General features: G+C 59.0%; 17 protein-coding genes. 6 read left to right on the top strand and 11 right to left on the bottom strand.

Translation table 11 applies throughout. The features are described from left to right. Positions 1-21: 21 nt before the first annotated feature. Entirely contained in the window at positions 22-654 is a 633-nt protein-coding gene (locus BLT66_RS02815; RefSeq protein ID WP_092755512.1) for a MotA/TolQ/ExbB proton channel family protein, read from the bottom strand. Between the two features lie 370 nt (positions 655-1024). Here BLT66_RS02815 and xseA point away from each other — a divergent pair, with 370 nt between their 5' ends. Together xseA and BLT66_RS02805 are read left to right on the top strand one after the other, a co-directional pair. Beyond that, the gene (gene xseA, locus BLT66_RS02810) at positions 1025-2350 is read left to right on the top strand and encodes an exodeoxyribonuclease VII large subunit (protein WP_092755510.1); all 1326 of its coding nucleotides are present in this window, start codon (positions 1025-1027) and stop codon (positions 2348-2350) included. Between the two features lie 43 nt (positions 2351-2393). Beyond that, the gene (locus BLT66_RS02805; RefSeq protein WP_092755508.1) at positions 2394-2975 is read left to right on the top strand and encodes a superoxide dismutase; all 582 of its coding nucleotides are present in this window, start codon (positions 2394-2396) and stop codon (positions 2973-2975) included. Between the two features lie 45 nt (positions 2976-3020). Here BLT66_RS02805 and BLT66_RS02800 read toward each other — a convergent pair whose 3' ends face one another. After that, positions 3021-3485 carry a DUF192 domain-containing protein gene (locus tag BLT66_RS02800; RefSeq protein ID WP_092755506.1) on the bottom strand — a complete coding sequence of 155 codons (465 nt, stop codon included), beginning with the start codon at positions 3483-3485 and terminating at the stop codon, positions 3021-3023. 179 nt (positions 3486-3664) lie between these two features. Between BLT66_RS02800 and icd the strand changes: the two genes are divergently transcribed. From icd to BLT66_RS02785, 3 genes are all read left to right on the top strand, one after another. Continuing rightward, positions 3665-4924: an NADP-dependent isocitrate dehydrogenase gene (gene icd / locus BLT66_RS02795; protein WP_176954997.1), complete on the top strand. Its 1260-nt coding sequence runs from the start codon at positions 3665-3667 to the stop codon at positions 4922-4924. 404 nt (positions 4925-5328) lie between these two features. Next, the gene (locus tag BLT66_RS02790; RefSeq protein WP_255406730.1) at positions 5329-7569 is read left to right on the top strand and encodes an HDOD domain-containing protein; all 2241 of its coding nucleotides are present in this window, start codon (positions 5329-5331) and stop codon (positions 7567-7569) included. Between the two features lies 1 nt (position 7570). Next, positions 7571-9790, top strand: coding sequence for a putative bifunctional diguanylate cyclase/phosphodiesterase (locus tag BLT66_RS02785; protein ID WP_369821569.1), 2220 nt, complete (start codon positions 7571-7573; stop codon positions 9788-9790). Positions 9791-9956: 166 nt separating this feature from the next. On the opposite strand, the gene BLT66_RS02780 is transcribed toward BLT66_RS02785, so the two are convergent. The 9 genes from BLT66_RS02780 to nirB all read right to left on the bottom strand — a co-directional run bounded on the left by BLT66_RS02780 (position 9957) and on the right by nirB (position 20716). Then, positions 9957-11036: a nucleotidyltransferase domain-containing protein gene (locus BLT66_RS02780; RefSeq protein ID WP_092755499.1), complete on the bottom strand. Its 1080-nt coding sequence runs from the start codon at positions 11034-11036 to the stop codon at positions 9957-9959. After that, on the bottom strand, positions 11033-11950 hold the full coding sequence (locus BLT66_RS02775; protein ID WP_092755497.1) for an HprK-related kinase A: 918 nt from the start codon (positions 11948-11950) through the stop codon (positions 11033-11035). Before BLT66_RS02775 ends, BLT66_RS02780 begins: the two co-directional genes overlap by 4 nt. After that, positions 11947-12234, bottom strand: a complete 288-nt coding sequence (locus tag BLT66_RS02770) for an HPr-rel-A system PqqD family peptide chaperone (protein WP_255406729.1) — start codon at positions 12232-12234, stop codon at positions 11947-11949. The genes BLT66_RS02775 and BLT66_RS02770 overlap by 4 nt, the downstream gene beginning before the upstream one ends. 37 nt (positions 12235-12271) lie before the next feature. Beyond that, positions 12272-12889: a hypothetical protein gene (locus BLT66_RS02765; protein WP_143029135.1), complete on the bottom strand. Its 618-nt coding sequence runs from the start codon at positions 12887-12889 to the stop codon at positions 12272-12274. A gap of 276 nt (positions 12890-13165) precedes the next feature. Continuing rightward, positions 13166-14002 carry a uroporphyrinogen-III C-methyltransferase gene (cobA, locus tag BLT66_RS02760; RefSeq protein WP_092755491.1) on the bottom strand — a complete coding sequence of 279 codons (837 nt, stop codon included), beginning with the start codon at positions 14000-14002 and terminating at the stop codon, positions 13166-13168. Continuing rightward, on the bottom strand, positions 13999-14928 hold the full coding sequence (gene ybiB, locus BLT66_RS02755; RefSeq protein ID WP_092755489.1) for a DNA-binding protein YbiB: 930 nt from the start codon (positions 14926-14928) through the stop codon (positions 13999-14001). The genes cobA and ybiB overlap by 4 nt, the downstream gene beginning before the upstream one ends. A gap of 62 nt (positions 14929-14990) precedes the next feature. Continuing rightward, positions 14991-17768, bottom strand: a complete 2778-nt coding sequence (locus BLT66_RS02750; protein ID WP_092755487.1) for a nitrate reductase — start codon at positions 17766-17768, stop codon at positions 14991-14993. A 41-nt stretch (positions 17769-17809) separates the two neighbouring features. After that, positions 17810-18196 carry a nitrite reductase small subunit NirD gene (gene nirD / locus BLT66_RS02745; RefSeq protein WP_092755485.1) on the bottom strand — a complete coding sequence of 129 codons (387 nt, stop codon included), beginning with the start codon at positions 18194-18196 and terminating at the stop codon, positions 17810-17812. A gap of 66 nt (positions 18197-18262) precedes the next feature. Beyond that, positions 18263-20716, bottom strand: coding sequence for a nitrite reductase large subunit NirB (gene nirB / locus BLT66_RS02740; protein ID WP_092755483.1), 2454 nt, complete (start codon positions 20714-20716; stop codon positions 18263-18265). 348 nt (positions 20717-21064) lie between these two features. On the opposite strand from nirB, the gene BLT66_RS02735 reads away from it, so the two are divergent. Then, the gene (locus tag BLT66_RS02735) at positions 21065-22351 is read left to right on the top strand and encodes a type IV pili methyl-accepting chemotaxis transducer N-terminal domain-containing protein (RefSeq protein WP_092755481.1); all 1287 of its coding nucleotides are present in this window, start codon (positions 21065-21067) and stop codon (positions 22349-22351) included. Positions 22352-22385: the final 34 nt, after the last annotated feature.

Genomic DNA, 22385 nt, shown 5'->3' with positions numbered 1-22385 from the left:
GCAATATCTCCGTTCAGCTGCTCAGTTGCGTTTACGGACGGCGTTCAGGTGGCGGGCAAACTGGTCGGCGGCCATCTCCAGGGTCAGCAGGTATTCGTCCACCCGGGCGCGGAAGTAGCGCCAGAAGATTAGCGACGGGATGGCCACGATCAGGCCAAAGGCAGTGTTGTACAGCGCTACCGAGATGCCATGCGCCAGCTGGGCCGGGTTGCCGCCCATGCCGCCACCGTTGCCCTGGGAGCCGAAAATTTCGATCATGCCGATCACCGTGCCCAGCAGGCCCAGCAGCGGTGCGGCGGAGGCGATGGTGGCCAGCGCGCTGAGGTATTTCTCCAGCTTGTGGGCCACCGCACGGCCGGCGCTCTCCATGGCGTCGCGCACATCGTCGTCGCTGCAGCGGGGGTGGGTGTTGATCACCCGCAGGCCGCTGGCCAGCACTTCACCCAGCGATGAGTTCTGCGCCAACTGGTTCACGATGCCGGGCGCCGGGATGCTGGTCTGCGAGACGGTCAGCACCTCGTTGAGCAGCTTGGGAGGGACGATTTTGGAGGTCTTGAGGCTCAGGAATCGCTCAATCACCAACGCCAACGCGAGGATGGAGCAGGCAACCAAGGGCCAGATGGGCCAGCCTGCGGCTTGTATGATCGAAAACAATATAGCTCTCCGCGTGGTTTAGACAGGACTTGCACGTAGCGCAACTCGTTACAGATTCGCGATTATGGCTTAGCCCGAAGCTCTTGCGGCCAGCAACTTGTGGCAAGCTGCCGACGCCGCAGTCACCCACATTTCTTGTGGATAACTTTGTGAAGAACTTCTGCGCACAACGCTGAAATCCAGCGCCCATGCGGGCTTGTGACACTTCGATGAAAATTTAAGCAGAAAAAATCCAATTGAAATCAAGCACTTACCACATTAATCCGGCGCAAACAGGTGTTTTTTCGCATTTGCTAATGAATCGCATTGGGGACATCAGGCCTGTGGAGCACTTGCCAGGCAAAACTCGCGCAACCGCGCGCCAAAGCTGATGTCGGGCCTGCAAAACCCAGCATTGGCGCCGCGAATCTGGCCGGTTGGCGTGCTGTGCCGCGCCATTGCTGAAGCCTTAGAGGCGCGCTTCAATCCGGTCGCGGTGCGCGGCGAGATTTCGGGCTTCTCGCGGGCGTCCAGCGGGCATTGCTACTTCAATCTCAAGGACGCACAAGGCCAGATCCGCTGCGCCATGTTCCGCCGTGCGGCCAGCCTGCTGGACTTTGCGCCGCGCGACGGCGAGCTGGTCGAAGTGCGTGGCCGGCTCGGCGTGTACGAGCCGCGCGGCGACCTGCAACTGATTGTGGAAAGCATGGGCCGGGCCGGGCAGGGCGCCTTGTTTGAGCAGTTTCTGCAGCTCAAGGCCAAGCTGGAGGCCGAAGGTCTATTCGACCCAGCGCGCAAGCGCCCGCTGCCGCTGCTGCCGCGCGGTATCGGCGTGGTTACGTCCTTGGGCGCGGCGGCCTTGCACGACGTGGTGTCGGCGCTGCAGCGGCGCGTGCCGCATATCCCGGTGGTGCTGGCGCCGGCCTTGGTGCAGGGTGCGGCTGCACCTGGTGAACTGGTCCGGGCGCTATCAAATCTATACCGGTACACGCAGGCGGAATCTGCGCCAGAGGCCGATTTTTCTCAAAATGTGAGGATAGACCTGATCTTGCTGGTGCGTGGCGGCGGTTCGCTGGAAGACCTGTGGGGCTTCAACGACGAGCAGCTGGCCCGCACCATCGCTGAAAGCCCGGTGCCGGTGGTCAGTGGTGTCGGCCACGAGACCGACTTCACCATCGCCGATTTTGTGGCCGACCTGCGGGCGCCCACGCCGACGGCGGCTGCCGAGCTGGCTGCCCAGCCACGCGAAGTCTGGCTGGGCGCCTTGGCGCTGGCCGGGCAGCGTTTGCAGGATGCCGTGCAGCGCAAGCTTGATACCCAGGCCCAGCGGCTGGACAGCGCAGCCCAGCGCCTGGGCCGGCCCTCGGGCCTGGTGGCGCGCCAGCAATGGCAGCTGGGCCAGCAGGCGCAGCGGCTGCGCTATGCGGTGCTATCGAATATAGAGCGCGAAAAGAATCGCCATCAAGCGCTGAGGGCCGATTTCCCTATCAAGCTAAGCCAGGCGATCCGGCAGCGCCACGACCGCCTGGACCGCGCCGGCCGCGGCCTGGCGCTGCTGGACCCGCAACTGGTGCTGCAGCGCGGCTATGCCTTGCTGCGCAGCGCCGAAGGTCTGCCGATCACCCGGGTCGGGCAGACTGCCGAAGGGCGCTCGGCAACCGCCATCCTGGCCGATGGTGAGGTTGATCTTCGTGTCCTACAGACGCGCCTTAATTAGTTTCTACAATCCACCCGTTAACCACCAACCCACGAGGAAAAACATGGAACATACCCTGCCCCCATTGCCCTACGCGATTGACGCTTTGGCGCCTGCTTACTCCCAGGAAACCCTGGAGTTTCACCACGGCAAGCACCACAACGCCTACGTGGTCAACCTGAACAACCTGCAAAAGGGCACCGAGTTTGAATCGCTGACCCTGGAAGAAATCATCAAGAAGTCCAGCGGCGGCATCTACAACAATTCCGCGCAAATCTGGAACCACACCTTCTTCTGGAACTGCATGAAGCCACAGGGCGGCGGCGAACCCAGCGGCGCGCTGGCTACGGCCATCAACGCCAAGTTCGGCTCCTACGCGGCTTTCAAGGAAGCTTTCGTCAAGTCGGCTGTGGGTAACTTCGGTTCCGGCTGGACCTGGCTGGTGAAGAAGCCTGACGGCTCGGTCGACATCGTCAACACCGGCGCTGCCGGCACGCCGCTGACCACCGCCGACAAGGCCTTGCTGACAGTGGACGTGTGGGAACACGCGTACTACATCGACTACCGCAATATGCGTCCCAAGTTTGTCGAAACCTTCCTCGACAAGCTGGTGAACTGGGAATTCGCGGAAAAGAATTTCGCCTGAGCTTTCTAGCGCTCTCAAAAAAGCCCGTCTGTGACGGGCTTTTTTTTATTTGGCCATCTCGAAGGGTTTGCCACCGAGCTTGCTGCCGGCCTTGATGCCTTTTTTGGCGAACCAGCCTACGTTCATTTCCAGCACATAGCGCACCGGTTTGGTCGAGCAGTGCGAGTCGGTGGTTTGGGGCTTCATGTCGGCCAGGTTGGCGATGGTGCCGTCGTCTTCCACAAACGCGGCGGTCAGCGGCAGGATGGTGTTTTTCATCCAGAAGCACTGGGTGGCGGGCTGCTCAAAGACGAACAGCATGCCTTCCTGTTGCGGCATTTCCTTGCGGAACATCAGGCCGATCTGGCGCTGGTCGGGCGTCAGCGCCACCTGGGTGTCGATTTGGTGGATGCCAGCCGTCAGCGTGATGCGGGGCAGGCTGGTCTGCGGGGCATCTTGTGCGCTGGCCGAGCCTGCGCCGGCGCACACCAAGGACAAGGAAAAGCAGAATGGGCGGATAAGTTTTTTCATGGAATTGGGGTGCAAAAAATCAAACTTGGTGTGCGCTTCTGGTTTGCATTCTGGCACTGCCGAATGGGCCAGCCGCTGGCCGAGACACTCCGTGATTAAAGACTAAAATCTTTCGACTCAAGCATGCTGTGCTGCCTGCTGCGCATTAATCCCCCATCTTTACATCTACTGGAGTCTCGATTTCCATGTACCAGCACATCCAAGTACCCGCCGAAGGCCAGAAAATCACGGTCAATGCGGACTTTTCGCTTAACGTGCCAGACCAGCCGATCATTCCGTTCATTGAGGGCGACGGCACCGGGCAAGACATCACGCCCGTGATGCTGAAGGTGGTGGATGCGGCGGTGGCCAAGGCCTATGGCGGCCAGAAAAAGATCCACTGGATGGAAATCTATGCAGGCGAAAAGTCCACCAAGATCTATGGCCCCGACGAATGGCTGCCGAAAGAAACCCTGGACGTGGTGCGCGACTACGTGGTGTCCATCAAAGGCCCGCTGACCACGCCCGTCGGTGGTGGCATCCGATCCCTGAACGTGGCCTTGCGCCAGGAGCTGGATCTGTATGTCTGCTTGCGCCCGGTGCAGTACTTTGATGGTGTGCCATCGCCCGTCAAGGAGCCGCACAAGACCGATATGGTGATCTTCCGCGAAAACTCGGAAGACATCTACGCGGGCATCGAATTCGAGGCCGAGTCCGACAAGGCCAAGAAGCTGATCAAGTTCCTGCAGGAAGAAATGGGCGTCAAGAAAGTCCGCTTCCCCAATACCTCGGGCATCGGTGTGAAACCAGTTTCGCGCGAAGGTACCGAGCGCTTGGTGCGCAAGGCTTTGCAATACACCATCGACAACAACAAGCCCAACCTGACTATCGTGCACAAGGGCAACATCATGAAGTTCACCGAAGGTGGCTTTCGCGACTGGGCCTACGCACTGGCGCAAAAGGAGTTCGGTGCCGAGCTGATCGACGGCGGCCCTTGGATGAAGTTCAAGAACCCCAAGACCGGCAAGGAAATTGTCGTCAAGGACGTGATTGCGGATGCATTTTTGCAGCAAATCCTGCTGCGTCCCGCCGAGTACAGCGTGATCGCTACGCTGAACCTGAACGGCGACTACGTGTCTGACGCGCTGGCCGCCCAGGTTGGTGGTATCGGGATTGCGCCGGGCGCCAATATGTCCGATTCCGTGGCCTGCTTTGAAGCCACCCACGGTACGGCACCCAAGTACGCCGGCAAGGATTACGTGAACCCCGGCTCCGAAATTCTGTCCGCTGAAATGATGCTGCGCCACATGGGCTGGATCGAAGCCGCCGATTTGATTATCGCGTCGATGAAGAAGTCCATCGCCAGCAAGAAGGTGACTTACGACTTCGCTCGCCTGATGGAGGGCGCGACCCAGGTCAGCTGCTCAGGCTTCGGCCAGGTAATGATCGACAACATGTAGTCGTGTTCTGCTGCGCTGCTTGGCGGCTCAGAAGCCCCTGATTTTCTGGTGAAAGTCAGGGGTTTTTGCTTTCTGCACGTGGGGTGGCTTGCCGTCGACCTGGCTATGCCCGCATTCTGTGTCCAACAGGGTTCAGCGATTTCGCAACGTTAGGGGTGAAATAGTGTGCACTGCGGGGGTGTCATTAAAAGTGCTGCCATGCTGTCATTCTTATGGCAGTATCATCTAGATGTAAAAAGAGTAACAAAATTCATACTGGCATTCAAATCATGTAAATTGCCAGCGCCGTTGGAATAGGTACCAGGTTGATGCGCATAATCCGTTGCTCTTAATTCAGTATCGCCAGGGGATGCTCACGCTGCTGTGGGGCAGAGTGATGTGAGAGTTGCGCGAGCATGTCTTGGATGGCCATTCGCTTGAAGAGTTTGCTTGCAGTAGGCGATGGCTTGGCTAAATTGACGGAAACCAGAAGCGTACCTGTTTGGAAAATGGCTCAATCTGATCAAGATATTCGCAATCGTCTGCTGGTAGCGCGATTGCCTGCGATGCCAGAAATTTTGTTCAAACTGCTTGAACTTTGCCAAGCGGACGATGCTGGCATGGCCGAGTTGGCCAAACTGATCGCCAATGATGCGGGCATGACCAGCAAGGTATTGAATGTAGCCAACCATGCAGCCTACTACCGCGGTGAGCAAAAAGTGGGGCTGGTCCAGGCGCTCAGCATCTTAGGCGCCGACGTCATCAAGACAGTCATCATTAGCGAATCGGTCCGACATACCTTCAATGGTTTTTCCAGCTCGGCCAGCCGTGATATGCGAAGTTTTTGGAAACACGCCTTGACGACTGCCGTCGTTGCCCGTGAGGTTTCCAAAAAAATGGGCTATCTCCATAGCGAGGAGGCCTACTTGGCGGGACTGCTGCACGATGTCGGACGCTTGGCGTTGATGACCGTGGCGCCAAATGAATATGGTTTCAATTTTTTAGCCCAGGACGACGAAAACCTGTGCGCGGTGGAAATCAGAACCCTGCAAATTTCCCATGCGGAAGCGGGGGCGTGGCTGGTAGAGCGTTGGAACCTGGATTCGTTCATGGCGGACAGCATCCTCTACCACCATGAGGCCGCTGCACGCATAGAAACCTCCCATGCGCTGATTCGCATCGTTCATCTGGCTAACTGGATGGCGAATCATCCGCTTGAAGCTCCGATACCTGCAGATGCAGGCGCACTGTGCCAGCTGTCGAATGACACCATGCTGGCCATCATGCAAGGGGCGGCGGGGCAGGTTAAAAAGTCCGCTGCATTTCTCGGAATCGATTTGTCCGGGACGGATGCCATGCCGGTACCAGCGGTGGACAGCCCCAAAGAGCCGACGGCGAATCCGTCTCAACCGGGGCAGCTCACGAATGCCGTTCTAGATATGACCTTGGCCGCGGAGCTGAGGCAGTCTTTTGCCCGACAAAAGGGTGATACCCAGTTGCTCAACTCTGTTCGTCACAACGCGCGGATTCTGTTTGACGTGGACGAGAGCATCATTTTGCTGATGAATGGCGAAGGTCAGTCTTTGGTTGCGGTTGCATCGGGAGATCGACGCCAGCGTTTGGCTGAGTTTTCCATCAGTCTTTCGGAAAATCGCAGCGGAGTCGCTGAAACGGTTCGGCAAAGACGCTTGGGCTTTCTGGATCGTGCCGGCGGAGCTCTCAGCGTACCGGAGGAGCAATTACTGAGAATATTTGCTGCCGACTGCCTGGTCTGCATCCCCTTTGTGGACGGAGCGCAGTGCTTAGGCGTGATGGTCTGCGGTGTGCGGTCTTGGCAGTTGGCTGACTTGCAACGCCGCGAGCGCCTACTGCACACATTTGGCCTGCAGGTTGGGGCCGCACTGGCAGCAGCGGCCCGTGACCAAGGCGAAATTGATCGGCGCATTGCACGCATCAAAGAAGATTATCGCGAAAGCTCTCATCGTGTAGTCCATGAGATAAACAATCCGCTCGCAATCATTAAAAATTATTTGAGTGTTCTGGATGAAAAATTAATTCGAGAAGAGCCCGTAGCGGGTGAGTTATCGATTCTGAATGAGGAAATTGACCGTATCGGTAATATTCTGGATGAATTTGGTGGTGCAGAGCCAAAAATCCAAGAGCAACCCACAGATGTCAACAAGATCATCAAGCAATTAGTTAGTTTATTTCGGGAAAGTAGATTCTTGCCAGCATCGGTGCACGTCGGCGCGCAATTGTCCGAGCAGTTTTATGAAATCGATGCACCCAGTGATTTGGTGAAACAGGTACTGGTGAATCTTCTCAAGAATTCTGTTGAAGCGCTACCCAATGGCGGGTTGATCGAGGTTGTAAACGGTGGGCAAATTGTACGTAATGGACGCGAGGTATTGGCATTGTATGTAAAGGACAATGGTCCAGGTATTCCCGCGGCTGTTTTGGCAAAGATTTTTACACCCGTAGTGAGCGAGAAACCTGGCAATAACAGGGGGTTGGGTCTAAATATTGTGCATAGCTTGGTTGAGAAAATAGATGGATTTATAAGCTGCACAAGTTCGAAAACGGGAACGGTGTTCGAGATTTTATTTCCGATGCGTAGTTCTGTATTGGACGGTTTTTCTTCAGTTTCAACCAAGGATGGAGTCTGATTTGTCTAATTTGAGTGATGCTGCAAACGGGTTGGAACTAGATTTCCCAGTTAGTTACACGTCACTACCAGACTCAGTGGAATCCCCGGTGCTGGTCTTGCTGGTGGACGACGAACCAAGAATTCTCAGCAGCCTGAACGAGCTGCTCAAAGGGCGCGGCTATTTGCTGACCAGCGCAGCCAACGGCGGTGAGGCGATCCAGCATTTACGGCGAGGGCCTTTTGATTTGGTGATCCTGGACTTGCATCTACCCGATATTGGTGGGCATGAAATCATGGATTTCATGAACCACCAGAAAACCGGTTGCAATGTGATTGTCACCAGTGGCGCCCGGGGTATTGATGCGGTCATTGGCGCACTTAAACGTGGTGCGTATGACTATCTTCGCAAGCCCTACAGCAAAGAAGAATTGCTCAAGGCCGTTGACAACGCTCTGCAGCAACGCCGCCTCAAGGCGGAAAATCAGCGCATTGCCGTACGGCTGGAGCGATCCGAGAGAATTTACCGTTATCTGGTAGATAGCTCGCCCGATATTATTTACACGCTGGACCATGAAGGGCGTTTTACCTTTGTCAATGACCGCGCGCACCAGCTCCTGGGGTTTAGCCGCGAGGAAATCCTTGGTAAACATTTTTCGGTGTTGGTACATGAGGATGACCTGGACCGGGCGCACTATGTTTTTAAAGAGTGCCGTGAGGACCAACGCCTATCGCGCAATGTTGAACTTCGATTGAAGTCCCGCCATACGGCCAATGACCAACGCACGTTCAGCCATGAGCTGACCAATATTACTTTTGGCAGCAACGAAGATTTGCAAGGTGCGGAGTTGGATCGGCAGAAGGCCTTTTGGGGAACCTATGGTGTTGCGCGTGACATCACCGAACGTAAGCGGGCTGATGAGCTGATCAATTACCAAGCTTTCCATGATATTTTGACCCAACTGCCTAACCGCGCATTGTTCAGAGATCGCCTTGGTCTTGCACTATTGCAGGCAAAACGCAATGAGTCGAATCTCGCAGTCATGTTTCTGGACTTGGATCGTTTCAAAATTGTGAATGACACGCTAGGGCATGGCGTTGGGGATGAGTTGTTGCAACAGGTGTCCTCTCGCCTGAAAGCCTGCTTGCGCCGATGCGATACCCTTTCGCGATTGGGCGGTGATGAGTTTCTGGTGGTATTGGCCGACCTCACCGATCGACGCGATGCCGCGTTGATTGCCGAAAAATTTATCGAGTGTTTAAGGCAGCCCTTTGCGCTTGCTGACCAGTTGGTGCACATCTCTGCAAGTATTGGTATCGCGGTCTATCCGTTCGATGGCTCGACGGTAGATGAGCTGATACGCCACTCGGATGTCGCGATGTACCAAATGAAGACCCAAGGCAAGAATGGCCATGTCTTCTTTGATGCTTCGATGTTGGATGCTGCCACTCAGAGAATTGCACTTGAGCATAGCTTGCACCTGGCGATTGAGCATGGCGAGCTGGAGATGTATTACCAGCCTCAAGTCGATGTGATGACGCATAAAGTCGTGGGTGCAGAGGCCTTGATGCGATGGAATCATCCTGAACGTGGTTTCTTAAGTGCCGGGGAATTTTTACCATTTGCCGAAGAAAATGGACTGATGATCCCGATCAGCGATTGGATGCTTGAGGCCATTTGCCATGATCTGAAGGAATGGAATAAAGTTGGCGATAATAAAATTTGTTTATCACTTAATCTTTCTCCTCAGTACCTGGATCGTGGTGATTTTTTTGATAATTTAAAAAGCGCTCTGACTCGTCATCATATTGAACCAAAACAAATTGAAGTCGAAGTAACCGAGAATATTTGTATCCGAAATCCGCAGATTGCAATTGAACAACTAGATAAGTTGGGGCAATTAGGCGTTAGTGTTGCGATTGATGATTTTGGCACTGGCTATTCTTCATTGTCTTATTTGCATAGATTTCCTATACATACCATCAAAATTGATCGTGCGTTTGTAATGGAAATTCAAGATGTGGGTGCGCATTTTCCTGTTGTGTTGGCAATTATTTCCATAGCTCGTGGTCTTGGTTTGAATCTTATTGCAGAAGGAGTGGAGACCCGGATTCAAGAGCGGTATTTGAAAAATGCCGGATGTGATGTTATGCAAGGCTTTCTGTACCACAAGCCACTTCCGCAACATGCTTTTATGGAGTTGCTGCGAAATCAGAATAGCCTAGTGGCGCAGATGCATTGAATATGGGACGCATTGAATTAGAAGCTCGCTGAAATTACGAGTCTTCCAATTTTCATGCTTATTCCGAGACTCATTGCGGGCACCCGCGCTGGCTAGTTGCCGTTTGGATGTCGGGCCTATTCGCCGTTTTTTAGCGCTGAAGGATTCCGAACGCTCTAGGCCAGGCTTAAGGTTTTGGGGGGAAGCGCCGCATCCAGGATTTGCGTAGCAAGTGCGGAATCAGAAGGTGCACGGGCATGCGCAGTGCGTGGGAGCGCACGTACAAAAGCCAGCGTGCCAAGCCTGTCCATCGGCTGTGGCAGCTCGGATGATCGGGTTGTAGCGCCAGATCCAGCATCCATGCCATCAATGCCCTGGAGAGCAAGTTCGGGCCTAGCTGTTCCACGCGGCCTTGCAGGCGCGGCGGGGTCTGAAAGTCCAGCTGACGTCGAAGTTGGGAGAGAGCATGGAATAGTGGTATCTGGAGCCCAAGTACTTCAGCGCGATCCAGTAGCGCGTCCCAGAAGCTCGCTTGGCGGCTGAAATCATTCAGCAGGTCGCGCAAGTCCAGCAAGTCACGCAGCCCATGACCGAATTCGCCTTCTTGGAACAGGTGTACGGCGCTATGCAACACCATGTCTACCGGCGCGAGTACGTAGAGCCCCGGATAGCCTGTTAGTGGCACAGCGTCGCGCAGCAACTTCGCTCCATCCACATTGAAGCGTGAGGTTGGCGGCGTGATTGTGTGGTGAAGATCAATGAAAGAGTCTCGGTGCACGTGCCGCAGCGGTGGAATTTCGTGCATCCACTGCCTGTAATACCGTTGGTTGTAGGCATCGCGCTCGTCGGAAATCCAGCCGGCAGCAAACAATGCGTTTTCTACCGATTCGATTTGCGCTCGCGGTACCAGCAGGTCGATATCCGCAAACAGGCGTCCACGGGCGGCTGCCATGTCCGCCATTAAATACGCCGCACCTTTCAGTAGTACCACGGGGCCTTCTATTTCACATAATGCTCTGGAAATCCGGTCGACCTCCCAGCGAACCTCATGTTGCTGGCGTTCGGCCAGCCGCAGCCCGCCTTCCAAGTGGACACGCGGGCCTACTGGCACGTCATCCAAGAGGCCATGGTCAATGTGTTGGCATGCCAGTCGAGCAAGCAGCCGCGCCTGACGGGCTTGGCCAAGCAAAGACTCCCAGTCGCCCATCGATAACCTAGGACGCCAGTCGGCCTTGGCCCAGACGGCGGAAAGGAGGTTTGCGCTCATGCATTCCTTCGGGCGACAAGCTCATCAAACGCAAGTACCGCGTCATCGAGCTGGCTGTAATGGAAGTCGTAGCAATCACTTTCGTCTATGACTTTTGACAGCACTTCAAAGCCCTTCAATCCCAGAACCATGTAGTTGAATGCGTTACGGCCGAGTTCCAGCATGCTATTGGCCTTGGAGCGTGGGGTCATCTGAGCCGTAGCACCCGCCATGTACTTGGGGAAAATAACCCAACGGGGGCGGGCCGTTTCCTGGATACGATCAATATGCGCTGACGGGGCTTTGAGCAGAGCCACACTCCCCTTAGAAGTGTCGTGTACCACATTGCTGAATACAGCTTCGGGCACGTAGCCGCGAATCACGTCAATCGATTGGTTCTTGAGGCTGATGGGGCGGCCCAACGGCGTAATCGATGTGTCGGTGAGGGAGATAAGAGCTAGTTCGTCCGACAGCAGGCGCCAGCCCCGGTTTACCAAGCCTGCGCACAGCGTGCTTTTACCCGATCCTGGGGGGGCAGGCAGGATGAATGCACAGCCTTCTTTTTCAATCACGGCAGAGTGAAGGATCAGGTAATGGTGGGCGTGCATGGAGATGCACCAGTTCATTGACCATTCCAACAAGGGGAAAGCATGGTCCTCGGGTAATGGAATGAATGGTTCCATTCCATCGAACTTGAAGATGGCCTGGCGACGCGTCCAGCGACGCCAACCAGAGCCAGAGGCAATTGTGACGCTGTAATCTACAAAATGACCATCGTCCAGCACGGCGTAGTTGCCGTACAGCGTATGCAAGCCTTCTGCGATCGAGCTTATCGGCGATAGGATTCGAAATGAAAATGGGCCGATTTTTAAAATCAGCCCATCGCTTTGGAGTCTACGTTGAATCTCGAGAAAATTTAGTTCTTCTAATTTCACTCGTTAAATGCTTCCACTAAACCATGCGTGCACAGTTCATTGAGTATTTTTTCGATTAAGGTATTTAGCTGGTCGCCGTGAGCTAAAGATGAAGTACTTGCCAACTCTGTAGCGAGATTATCGAAACTATAGGATTTTTCACCAAGAATATTGAGTATGAAGGCTCGGACCGAATCCATCTGATGGGTTTGTCCCGAGCCTTCATCAAACACGACATACTCATCATCCCAAGATGCCCAATGCAGGCTTGTAGCGGGATTTATTTTGTATGCTGAACTGTTCAATTGGTGCGCAGAAATTCGGTCATCCTCTCAGTTCGAATCAAGTATGTACTTCCATGTAGTCCTTGAAGAATTTCAAGGCATTGGCGTAATTTTTAGTGTACAGGTTAAGTACTTCAGCGGAGGTATACGGGAAGTTGGTGGCTGGAGAACCGGGCAGGGAGTTCAGTAATGCGGCAATCCAGTGAAACTCATCAGAGCTGGGGTTGTTTTGCATGATGAACAGCAAGCCTGATGCACTTCCGCCGCCAAAAATGGTCGAGAAAGACGTGTTTTTATCAAAAGTCTTTCCGTTGACAGTATTGATTGCGTTGTTTGTACTTGTTTTGTAGTTCGGCCAATGTTCGCACTTTTTGTAGTACCCGGGGCTGTAACCCACACACACCGCCTTAATGGTTTCTTGCGAATGGACTCCGGACATGGTGCCGGAGATCGTGCAGCGCTTGCCATTAGCGGTAATGGCCAGCGTACCAGTGCCAGCCAGGGTGTGCATGGGGATGGCCGCTGCCGCTACCACCGAAGAACCCTTGCTGAGACTTTTCAACAGCATGCGACGGCGGGCCATCGCATCCGAAGCCAGCCCGGTGTTCACTGCTGCCGTCTGTGCTTCCTCTGCTTGTTCGGTTTCGGATCTTGTAGTGTTTTCGATTTTTGACATATAGCGTCCTGGCGATCTGTAAGCGGCCGTGGATTCGGGGCTGTTTGCTGAAATGCAGCAAATATTGTGCCTCACCAGAATTGTAAAAAAATATCTATGTAATTCAATGGCTTGGCGCTGTCGAGATGCGCCAAATACACGTTAGTGTGCAAAATTTCCAAAAAGTGTAAAAAACCTCGACAGTTGGATTTTGAGCCCACGGCAATTCACCCGTCCGTCAGTCAGACAGGTTGCCACAACTAACGCGCAGGGCGCAAGCTTTGCTGTGGGTTCGACTTAGGCTGCGCGGACCCGGGCGTCCGAGACTGCGACGCGTATGCCGCGCACCACGTCGCCGACCACCATGATGGACGGGCTGCCGAGTTGTTCGCGCTCGATGGTGGCGTGCAGGTTGCCCAGCGTGGTGACCACGTGGCGCTGGGTGGGCAAGGAGGCGTTCTGTACCACGGCCACCGGTGTGCTGGCGGGCAGGCCGGTGAGCAGCTCATCCTGGATGCGACGCGCGCCGCTGACGCCCATGTAGATCACCAGGGTGAGCTTGGCGCTCAAGGCGGTGGCGGCCAGGGCGCGCCAGTCTGTGCCTTCGTCGTCGGGTTTGGCGTGGCCGGTGACAAACACCACGCCATGCGCATATTCGCGGTGGGTCAGCGGCGCATTCAGCGAGGTGATGGCCGCCAGGCCGGAAGTGATGCCGTTGACGACGTGGACTTCCACGCCCGCGGCTTGCAGGTGTTCGACTTCTTCGCCGCCGCGGCCGAAGATGAACGGGTCGCCGCCCTTGAGGCGCACCACGTTTTCGCCTTCACGGGCGGCCATGATCATCAGCTTCTCTATAAAGGCCTGGGGGGTGGACTTGCAGCCGCCGCGCTTGCCTACGTGCACCAGGCGCGCCGTGGGTGGCGCGAAGGCGACGATTTCGTCGCTCACCAGATCATCGACCAGCAGCACGGTGGCGGCCTGGATGGCTTTCAAGGCCTTGATGGTCAGCAGCTCCGGGTCGCCTGGGCCGGCGCCGACCAGCGTGCACTTGCCGCCGCCCTGTACCGCTTTGGCCGGGGCCAGCTGGTTGACAGTGCCAAAACTGGAGGGGAAGGGGGTGTCGGTGGGCTTCATACGGTGGCTGGGCTCTGTGTGCGGATGTGCTGGGTTAAACGCAAGATGTGTTCCACCTGCAGGGCGATGGGGTGCGGCACGGCCTTGCGCCCGGCGAGTACATCGCGGATGTAGCGGGCGGTGGTGTCGGCGTCGATTTCCTTGGGCAGATCGGGCACCGCGGCCAGCGGGCCGGTATGGGCTTCTTGCACGATGCTTGGCTGGCCGCGCAGGTAGCCGGTCATCTGCGGCACGCGGCGCGGGTCGGCCACCACTTCGCCTTCGGTGCCCCGCAGCAGCAGCGCGTTGGACTCCATCAGCGCAAAGGTGGCGGCCATGGAGATCGCGTATTCGGGGTGGGTGTAGCTGCTGACCACCAGGCTGGGGCCGGCGCAGGGTGCCATCAGCTTGACCAGACTGTGCGCCGGGTTGCGCAGGCCGACCGCGCGGCGCACGTCCAGCAGCTGCTTCAGGCCCGGGCAGAGAAGTTCGGTGGTGGCGTAGCAGACTTCGCCATTTGCTATTTCTTTGATAGCTGTCGCCGCAGGTATATCCAGCGCCAGCAGCACATTTTGTGCAGAAATACGGGTGGATTCGGTGGCCGTGCCGTGGACCAGCACCGGCAGGCCTTCGCGGGCCAGCAGCAGGGCCAGCAGCGGCGTCAGCACCGGCAGCTTGCGGGCGCCGTTGTAGCTGGGCAGCACCACGACCGGGCTATCGCCTTCGGGCACCATATTCAGCCGGGCATAGGTGGCATCGAGAAAGCCGGCCATCTCGGATTCGGTTTCGCCCTTGATGCGCATGGCCAGGCAGAAGCCGCCGACCTCCAGGTCGGTGACGCTGCGGTCCAGCACCTGGCCGAATAAATCCGTGGCTTGTTCCCGCGACAAAGCCCGCGCGCCATCCTTGCCGCGGCCGATTTCTTTGATGTATTGGCTGATTCCCATGCGCCGATTGTCGTGGATGGTTGATAACAATGGGTTATTTGACGAATGACGCGTGGGCTGTCTTATGCCGGCTGTGCCGCGGGCATGGAAGCGCGCACCATGCGCCGCACCTCGGGCAGGCAGGAGCCGCAGTTGGTGCCGCATTTGAGAGCGGTTTGCAGCTGGCCCAAGCGCTCGTCTTCAAAGCCGCGGCAGCCGGCCAGCGTGCTGTTGATGGCCTCGTCGGTCACGTTGAAGCAGGTGCAGATCTGCTTGCCGCGCGCCTTCACCGCCACCGGCGCCTTGCTGCCCGGTACCAGCAGCAGGCGGCCATAGGCCAGGGCCGGCAACTGGTCTTGCAGCAGGGTCTTGATCCAGCCCTCTGCGCTGGTATCGCCGGCCAGCACGAAGCCGGTGAGCTCTGCGTTATCGGCCGTGCGCTCCAGGCGCACCGCGCGGCGCTGGCCTTTTTTCTTGTCGGCGTAGCGCAGCACATCGCTGCCGTCCAGGCCTAGCAGTTTTTCGATCTGGGCCACGGTGTCGTCGGACGCTGTTTCATGGCTGGCGGCACGGAACAGCAAGCCGGTGCGTTCGCGGCCAAAGGGCACGACGCTGGCGTACGGAAACTGCACCATCAGCTCCTTCAACTTTTCGCGGGCCGCCAGCGCGTCGCCCTCGGGCAGCCAGGCCACGCCCAGCAGCGACCAGGGCAGCTCGGCCTTCAGTATTTTGACGGCTGCGTGCTTGAGCTCGGGTTGCTTGGAGGTCGGGCAGAACGCCGGCGTGGTCAGCGCGTTCACGCCGGCCAGCCGCTCGCCATTGGCGCTGACGCCGCTGAGGAATTCTTCGCCCCAGTGCATGGCGATGAAGGCCTGGCTCATGCCGACTTCGGTGCTGGCTTGCAGCGGCACCACGATGGAGCCGCGCTTGCTGGTGACGTGCACCAGGTCGCCTTCTTTCAGCAGCCGGCGCGCCATGTCCTGCGGGTGCATCTGCACCGAGGGCTCGGCTACGTGGCCGAACAGTCGGCCCACGGTGCCGGTGCGGCTCATGCCATGCCACTGGTCGCGCAGGCGGCCGGTACTCAGCGAGAACGGGTAGCGTGCCTCGCGCGGCTCGGCCACCGGCTTGTAGGCGGTGTTGGCGAACTTGGCCTTGCCGTCCGGGGTGGGGAAGATGCCGTCGGCATACAGCCGGGCCTGGCCTGTGGTTTCGCCGGTGCGCAGCGGCCACTGCTGGGGCGCTGCGTCGAGCATGTCGTAGCTCAGGCCGGTGATGTCCAGGTCGCGGCCGCGGGTGGATTCGCGGTGCTCGTTCCATACCGATTCGGGCGTTGGGTAGTCGAACAGCCGGGCCGGGCGGCCGAGTTCGGCCTCCAGCAGCTGGGCGAATTCAACGGCGATCGACCAGTCGTGCCGGGTTTCACCGGGGGCGGCGACGGCGGGACGCACGCGGCTGATGCGGCGTTCGGAATTGGTCACGGTGCCAGTCTTCTCGCCCCAGGTGGTGGCCGGCAGCAGCAGGTCCGCATAGGCGCAGGTGGCTGTGGTGGCAAAGGCTTCCTGCACGATGACCAGCTCGGCGCGTTGCAATGCACGGCGCACCGTGGCCTGGTCGGGCATGCTCTGCGCGGGGTTGGTGCAGGCAATCCACAAGGCCTTGATTTCGCCGTCGGCGGCGGCCTGGAACATCTCGATGGCGGTTTTGCCTGGCGTGGCGGGTACATCGGCCACGCCCCACAGCGCGGCGACTTCGGCGCGGTGTGCGGGATTCGCCAGGTCGCGGTGGCCGCTGAGCAGGTTCGCCATGCCGCCGACTTCGCGTCCGCCCATGGCATTCGGCTGGCCAGTCAGCGAGAACGGGCCGGCGCCGGGCTTGCCGATCTGGGCGGTGGCCAGGTGCAGGTTGATCAGGGCGCCGTTTTTGGCCGTGCCGCTGCTCGACTGGTTCAGGCCCATGCAGTACAGGCTGAGGGTGGCTTTGGAGGTGGCGAACCACTGGGCCGCCTGGTGCAGCGCCTCTTTGCTGATGCCGCAGATCTGCGAAACCAGCTCGGGCGTGCAGTCGCGCACGGTGGCCTTCAGGGCGTCGAAGTCGTTGGTGTGGGCGGCGATGTAAGCGGCGTTGGTCCAGCCCTCCCACAGCATGATGTGCAGCATGCCGTTGAACAGCATCACGTCGGTGCCGGGCTGGATCGCAAGGTGCAGGTCGGCGATCTCGGCGGTGTCGGTGCGGCGCGGGTCGGCGTAGATGATCTTCATCGCCGGGTTGGCCTTCTTGGCGTCTTCGATGCGGCGGAACAGGATGGGGTGCGCCCAGGCCGTGTTGCTGCCGACGATGAAGATGCACTGCGTGTGGTTTACATCGTCGTAACAGGTGGGCGGGGCGTCGGCGCCCAAGGTGCTCTTGTAGCCGGCCACCGCGCTGCTCATGCACAGGCGCGAATTGGTGTCGACGTTGTTGGTGCCGATCAAGCCCTTGGCCAGCTTGTTGAAGACGTAGTAGTCCTCGGTCAGCAGCTGGCCAGAGATGTAGAAGCCCACGGCGTCTGGCCCATGCTCCTGGATCACCTGGGCGAACTTGCGCGTGGCCATGCCGAGCGCGTGGTTCCAGGACACGCGCTGGGGCGCCTGGTCGCGCTGCAGGCGCTGCATCGGGTACAGCAGCCGGGTTTGCAGGGTGACGGCGGCGGTGGCCGTGTGGTGCAGGGTCGAGCCCTTGGTGCAGAGCCGGCCAAAGTTGGCCGGGTGGTCCGGGTCACCCCGCACCCCGGTGATCTGCGCGCCGGTGGATTCGATGATCACGCCGCAGCCGACGCCGCAGTAGGGGCAGGTGGATTTGGTTTCTGTGGGTGTGCTCATGGGGTGCGCGGCGCTGCGGGGCTGGGTGGCTTAACGGGCGGTCAGGCGGTTTCGGGCGTTTTATGGCCTGGGCCGGCCACCGGGGCGCTGAATTCCAGCCCCAGCGTGGCCAGCTCCTGCGGGCTCAGGTGCACCGTGCCGTCCACCACCTTGACGCTGAACTTGGGCGTGCAGCCCACGTCGGGCGCAGCCGCCTGGCCGTCGCACATGCCGATGCTCCAGTTGTGCAGCGGGCAGGCCACGCTGGTGCCGAAGACGATGCCCTGGCTCAGCGGGCCGCCTTTGTGCGGGCAGCGGTCCAGCAGGGCGAAGACTTCGTCCTGGTCATTGCGGAACACCGCCACGTCCATGCCTTGCGCGCGGCTGACGCGGCGCGAGCCCAGTACCGGGATGTCGTCGACTTTACAGATGACTTTCCATTCACTCATTTTGCTATTCCTTTTGTAGCTGGTAGCGCAGGTGCTACCTGCGCTGGGGGCATTATTTTTATAAATTTAGGCGCTGATCGTGGCCACGGGGGTGAACTGGCGGGTGTCCACTTGCGCGTCCTTCAAGTCGAACCAGGGATCGGGTTCGCCGTCCAGCGCGAACAACAGCTCTTCGTTCAAGGCCTTGCGGCCTTCGGCGTCTTCCAGGATTTTTTTCTTCACGTAATCCAGGCCGACACGGGCCACATAGTGCACGGTGCGTTCCAGATACCAGCCTTCCTTGCGGTAGAGCTGCATGAAGGCGCCGGTGTACTCCAGTACTTCTTCCGAGGTCTTGAGCTTGACGAAGAAGTGCGCCACTTCGGTTTTGATACCACCGTTGCCGGCGATGTACATCTCCCAGCCGCTGTCCACACCGATGATGCCCACGTCCTTGATGCCGGCTTCGGCGCAGTTGCGCGGGCAGCCAGAGACGGCGTACTTGACCTTGTGCGGTGCATACATGCGCCAATGCGCGTGCTCCAGGTCCTTGCCCATCTGGGTGCTGTCCTGCGTGCCCATGCGGCACCATTCGCTGCCGACGCAGGTCTTCACCGTGCGCAAGGCCTTGGCGTAGGCGTGGCCGCTGGGCATGCCGATGTCTTTCCAGATGCCAACCAAATCCTCTTTCTTCACGCCCAGCAAGTCGATGCGCTGGCCGCCGGTGACCTTGATGGTCGGCACTTTGTACTTATCGGCGGCGTCGGCAATGCGGCGCAGCTCGTCGGCCGTGGTTTCACCACCCCACATGCGCGGGATGACCGAGTAGGTGCCGTCCTTCTGGATGTTGGCGTGGCTGCGTTCGTTGATGAAGCGGCTTTGCGGGTCGTCCTTGGCTTCTTTGGGCCAGCTGGAGATCAGGTAGTAGTTGACGGCCGGGCGGCAGCTGGAGCAGCCGTTCGGGGTCTTCCAGCCCAGGCCCTTGAACACCGAGGCGATGGTCAGGTACTTGTTCTTGACGATGGCGTCGCGCACCGCCTGGTGGCCCTGGTCTGTGCAGCCGCACATGGCCTTGGTCTTGGGCGTGGCCGAGTAATCACCGCCGGCGGTGAACATCAGAATCTGTTCGACCAGGCCGGTGCAGGAGCCGCAGGACGCGCTGGCCTTGGTGTGCTTCTTCACTTCTTCCAAAGTGAACAGGCCTTTTTCGCGGATGGCCTTGCAGATCGTGCCCTTGTTCACGCCGTTGCAGCCGCAGACTTCGGCGCTGTCGGGCATGGTGGCGGCCTTGTTGTGGCCTTCGTGGCCGGTATCGCCCAGGTGGCTTTCGCCGAACATCAGCTTGTCGCGGATATCGGCCACGCTGCGGCCGTCGCGCAGCAGCTTGAAGTAGAAGCTGCCGTCGGCGGTGTCGCCGTACAGGCAGGCGCCGACCAGCTTGTCGTCTTGCAGCACCAGCTTCTTGTAGACGCCGCCGAACGGGTCGCTCATGATGATTTCTTCGGTACCTTCGCCGCCGGTGAAGTTGCCGGCGCTGAACAGGTCGATGCCGGTGACCTTCAGCTTGGTCGAGGTCAGCGAGCCCATGTAGCGGCCGATGCCGAACTCGGCCAGGTGGTTGGCCGCCACCTTGGCTTGTTCAAACAGCGGCGCCACCAGGCCGTAGGCGATGCCGCGGTGGGCTGCGCATTCGCCCACCGAGTAGATGCGGCCGTCGGTCACGGTCTGCATGGTGTCGGTGACCACGATGCCGCGGTCTACGTGCAGGCGCATCTTGCTGGCCAGGTCGGTGTTCGGGCGGATGCCCACCGCCATCACCACCAGGTCGGCGGCGACTTCGGTGCCGTCCTTGAACTTGATGGCTGTGACACGGCCGTCTGGGCCGCCCACCAGTTCTTGCGTCTGCGCGCCGATGCGGAACTGCAGGCCACGGTCTTCCAGCGACTTCTGCAGCAGCTTGCCCGCGACGTTGTCGAGCTGGCGTTCCATCAGCCAGTCGTTGACGTGCACCACGGTGACGGTCATGCCGCGCAGCATCAGGCCGTTGGCCGCTTCCAGGCCCAGCAGGCCGCCGCCGATGACCACCGCATTCTTGTACTTGGTGGCGGTGTCGATCATCTCGTTGGTGTCGGCAATGTCGCGGTAGGCGATCACACCCTTCAGGTCCTTGCCTGGGATGGGCAGGATGAAGGGATTGGAGCCGGTGCACATCAGCAGGCGGTCGTATTCGGCCTCAACGACGTTGCCGTCGGCGTCCACGGCGCGCACGATGCGTTTCACACGGTCGACTTCGGTGACCTTCTTGCCCGCATGCAGGGTGATGTGGTTCTCGGCATACCACTCCCAGGAGTTCAGCACGATCTCGTCCAGCGTTTGCTCGCCGGCCAGCACGGGCGACAGCAGGATGCGGTTGTAGTTGGGGTGGGGCTCGGCGCCGAACACCGTGATGTCGTACAGATCGGGGGCGACCTTGAGCAGTTCTTCAATGGTGCGTACACCGGCCATGCCGTTGCCTACCATCACCAATTTAGATTTTTTCATTGAAACGACTCCAGAGTGTTGCAGGGAGAGTGCAGAAAATTAACAGCAAACCGCATGCCGAGAGACAGCTGCGCTGCGCAGAAAAAAGGGTACGGAATAGGTGGGTGTTCACCAGAAAACACAGCTTCGGCGTGGGCCCATGCCAGCACCGTTGCCAAACTTTTGCGAGATACACCATTGCGCACGTCGTTGTACGCAGAGCCTGCCTGGTTGAGACAGGGGGTGGGCGCGCCGTTACGCCCGACCAAAACTATGCAAAACTTGTGCCATATGATTTGACCCACGACCGCCGTGTGGTGCGCGAATTGCGTGGCCACCCGGTCTGCCCATTGGAGAAACCTGATTTTTATGACCACGGCCCTGGTACTTTTGAATGCTCCGCAGGGGGCACATTCCCTGGTCGCCGACCTCGAAGCGGTGGGCGTACAGCTGCTGGCCGCACCGCTAGAGTGCAATAAATTGGTGCAGGAAGCGGTGCTGCACGCACCAGATGTGCTGATCTGCTACGACCCCCTGCCCGAAGAGGCGTTGTTCAAAGCCCTGCAGTCGCTGAGCGACACAGCACCCCGTCCGGTGCTGCTGTTCACCATCGACGGCGATGCCGAAAAGCTCGACGCCGCCCTGGCCTGCGGGGTCCACGCCTACGTTGTCAACGGCTATGGCCGGCACCGGCTGCGCCCGTTGATCCAGCTGGCCCAGGCCCGTTTTGCCCGCGAACAGGCGCTGCGCGACGAGCTGCAAGACCTGGGTAGCCGCCTGGAGGAGCGCAAAATCGTCGAACGCGCCAAGGGCGTGCTGATGCGGGCCCGCCAGGTGTCGGACGACGACGCCTTCCAGATGCTGCGCACCGCCTCCATGCACACCAACCAGCGCCTGGGCCAGGTGTCGCAGCACATCGTGCACTCGGCCCGGTTTGCCGACGGCGTGAACCGTGCGGGCCAGCTGCGCATGCTGTCGCAGCGCCTGATCAAGCTGTACCTGCTGCAGCTGGCCGGAGCCCAGGTGGGGGTGAGCGCCGAGCTGCAGCAGCAGTCGGCGCAGCGCATCGACAGCAATATGGCGTTCCTGGCGAAAAGCCTGTCGCAGCCCACCTTTGGCGACCTGCTGACCCAGGTGGCCCAGAACTGGCGCCAGCTCAAGCTGGGCTTGCAGACCGAGCCGCGCCCTGGCCAGCCCCAGCAGATGCTGCAGGTAGACGCCCAGGCCGAGCAGCTGCTGGAGCAGGCCGAACGCCTGACCGGCGTGCTGGAAAGCGCGGGCGCCGTGGCCCCGCTGCATGTGCTGAATGTGGCCGGGCGCCAGCGCATGCTGTCCCAGCGCTTTGCCAAATTCGCCTTGCTGGGGGTGCTGGGCGACCGCGCCACCCAGCAGCGGGCCCAGGTCGGCATGGCCGAGTCGCGCGCCGCCTTCGAGCAGGCGCTGAACTACCTGAACGACATCCCGTTGAGCAGCCCCGACATCCGCGCCGGGCTGGAAACCGCCGCCGTCTACTGGCGCCAGATGCTGGCCGGCGCCCACCAGTTGCAGCGCGGCCCGGGCCTGGACCAGCTGGCCACCGCCAGCGAAGGCCTGCTGGAGGTGTTCGAGAGCCTGTCCGCCCTCTATGAGCACAGCATGCAAATGCTGGTGGGGTAATTACCAGTCGGGAATGCACCAAATTGGGAATGAA

This window comes from Rhodoferax sp. OV413, from assembly GCF_900104385.1.
Lineage (GTDB): Bacteria > Pseudomonadota > Gammaproteobacteria > Burkholderiales > Burkholderiaceae_C > Rhodoferax_B.
This window is presented reverse-complemented; position numbering and strand designations above follow the sequence as displayed.